This is a genomic window from Hydrogenophaga sp., from assembly GCF_041633695.1.
Lineage (GTDB): Bacteria > Pseudomonadota > Gammaproteobacteria > Burkholderiales > Burkholderiaceae_C > Hydrogenophaga.
In genome coordinates this window covers 1-2456 of the sequence record NZ_JBFJMY010000554.1, presented here as the reverse complement: position 1 = coordinate 2456, position 2456 = coordinate 1, and the positions used below count along the sequence as shown (strand labels likewise).

The 2456-nt window shown below is 60.6% G+C and carries 3 protein-coding genes; 1 reads left to right on the top strand and 2 read right to left on the bottom strand.

The genetic code is table 11. The features are described from left to right. A partial coding sequence (locus ABYB95_RS21580) for a biotin/lipoyl-containing protein (protein WP_372661784.1) occupies nt 1-232 on the top strand: 232 nt, incomplete at its 5' end. A gap of 397 nt (nt 233-629) precedes the next feature. On the opposite strand, the gene ABYB95_RS21575 is transcribed toward ABYB95_RS21580, so the two are convergent. Next, on the bottom strand, nt 630-1613 hold the full coding sequence (locus tag ABYB95_RS21575) for an IS5 family transposase (RefSeq protein ID WP_372661780.1): 984 nt from the start codon (nt 1611-1613) through the stop codon (nt 630-632). Between the two features lie 108 nt (nt 1614-1721). Beyond that, on the bottom strand, nt 1722-2456 hold a 735-nt coding region (locus tag ABYB95_RS21570; RefSeq protein WP_372661777.1), incomplete at its 5' end, for an HNH endonuclease.

Genomic DNA, 2456 nt, shown 5'->3' with positions numbered 1-2456 from the left:
GCCCATGCCCGGCGCGATTGTCAACGTGGCCGTAGCGGTAGGCCAGCGCGTCAACGCCGGCAGCACGCTGCTGTCGCTGGAAGCCATGAAGATGGAAACCCACGTGGCCGCCGACCGCGATGCCGAGGTGGAGGCCGTGTATGTGGTGGCGGGTGATCGGGTGCAGGCGAAGGAGCTGTTGGTGGTGTTGCGGGCGGTGGGGCTGAAGGGAAAGCTGCCTGATGAGGACTGAACCCACGAAGGTCGGCTAACTCCTGAGGATGCGATTAATCTCTTAAAAGGCGGGTGAGGGCAAAAGACACGACCCGACCCCGCTTGCTCTCACATATGCTTCCTTGGTCTTCCAAGTGAAGAGTCGATACTTGGCTACAGGAAGCTCCAATTGGCCGAAACAGATTCGACAAAGTTCAGGGGTTCATGGTTCGAGAACATTCAGAACCACCAATGCTTCGGTGTCAGTACACGGCCCGGCTTCATATAAGTCAAAGTCTAAGGAAGGTCTGCACAACACCCGCTGCGACGAGAGCTGATGTGCGATGTTTCAGATGGCGGCAACAGCAACTCGATTCGGAGCGTTCGAGGGGCGATTTGCAGCCCATTTGCGCCCCATCGGGCCGCTGCGGGCGCACTCATCCCCGGGCCTCTCTCAAAAGCGTTCGGCGCACCATCCACAGATTGGAGAGCGCAAACAGCGTGTGCAACTGCGACGTGTTCTTGGCCAGCCCGCGATAGCGCACCTTCACAAACCCGAACTGGCGCTTGATGACCCGAAACGGATGCTCTACCTTGGCTCGGATGCTGGCCTTCAAATGTTCGAGCTTGTCCATGATCGCGCCCATGGGCGTGCCTTTGTCCAGCAACTTGCGCTTGCCCGGGCGCATGGCCACATGCCAGTTCGCATCAATGTCCTGCGTCTCTTCGCGCTTGGTCACGCCCTGGTAGCCCGCGTCTGCGAACACATCGGTTTCTTCACCGTGCACCAGCGCGCCGGCCTGCGTCACGTCGTTGACGTTGGCCGCTGTGCCCACCACCGTGTGCACCAGGCCCGAGTCGGCGTCCACGCCAATGTGGGCCTTCATGCCGAAGTGCCACTGGTTACCCTTCTTGGTCTGGTGCATCTCGGGGTCACGCTCGCCGCTGCTGTTCTTGGTCGAGCTGGGGGCAGCAATCAGCGTGGCATCGACCACCGTGCCGCTCTTGAGCAGCAGGCCTTTGGCAGTGAGCGTTGCGTTGACGGTAGCCAGCAGCTGCAAGCTCAGACTGTGCTTCTCCAGCAGATGGCGAAAGCGCAGGATGGTGCTCTCGTCGGGCAGATGGTCTTCGCCCATGTCCAGCCCGGCAAACTCGCGAAACATCGGCGTGTCGTACAGCGCCTCTTCCATCGCCGGGTCCGACAGGTTGAACCACTGTTGCAGGAAGTGGATGCGCAGCATCGTCTGCACCGCAAACGGTGGGCGCCCGCCCTTTGCGCCCGTTGCTGGCGCGTGCGGCGCAATCAGCGCCACCAACTCGGCCCACGGCACAACCAGGTTCATCTCGTCGAGGAACTCGCGCTTGCGCGTCCTCTTGATCTTGCGCTCATATCCGCTCTCGCCCAGGCTCATTTGCTTCATGCCGTCACTGTCTCACATCACGCGGGCAGGGCCGAGGTTGTGCAGACCTTCCCTAGCAGATGGCCTGATTAGCCAGCGAGCCGGAGAACTTCACCCCACGGCAATTCTCTATTGCCAGTCAGACGACCTTGATGCAGTTTTCTCCTGCCGAAATTCGTGTTGCCGATGGAAGGCGAGATAGCCGGCGTGCTCTTGCTTCAGGCCATCCAAACGCCAATCGCCCGACAGCCCCAGTTGCAGTCGTGCTGCCCCAGAAAGTGATGCTGAGGTCAACAGTGTTCCGTCGTCCTCAAACGAAATCCAGCCCCCATCGAACAGGGCATCCAGGTGCGGCGCCAGGAGCAGGCCATTGAAGACGTCCAGTCGCTCGTCATCGGTCACGCACTTACCCCAAGGCTTTATGTGGGAAGCACGCAGCAGGCTGGGAACCGCCAAACCTGAAATGCAGCATCGCCCCTGCCAATAGTCGAGCAGAGCGTCCCTGAATAAGCCCTGCCCCACACGTTGAACAACCAAGCGCTCTGCCTCGGTCGACTGCGGGAGCTTGGCCTTCTCTTGCCGAAACTTGTCGGCCACTCGGTTCGGCATCGTTCTGGCGACGGCCGATGCGCGTTGCAGGACGGCGTAAAGCTCGCCATACGCATGGACCTCGACAGCACCACCAACCACACGGTCCAACAAAGCACCCGATGATGTCGACACCCTGAAGCTGGCTGCTTCACTGGTCGAAGCCGCGACCCAAATGGTCTCTGGAAATGCCGCCGATCGCAGCTCAAACACGCCGTCATCGGTCAAGCGAGGGGTCATTTCGAAGCCGCAGTCTGCCCCGGCCTTCTCCAGCCG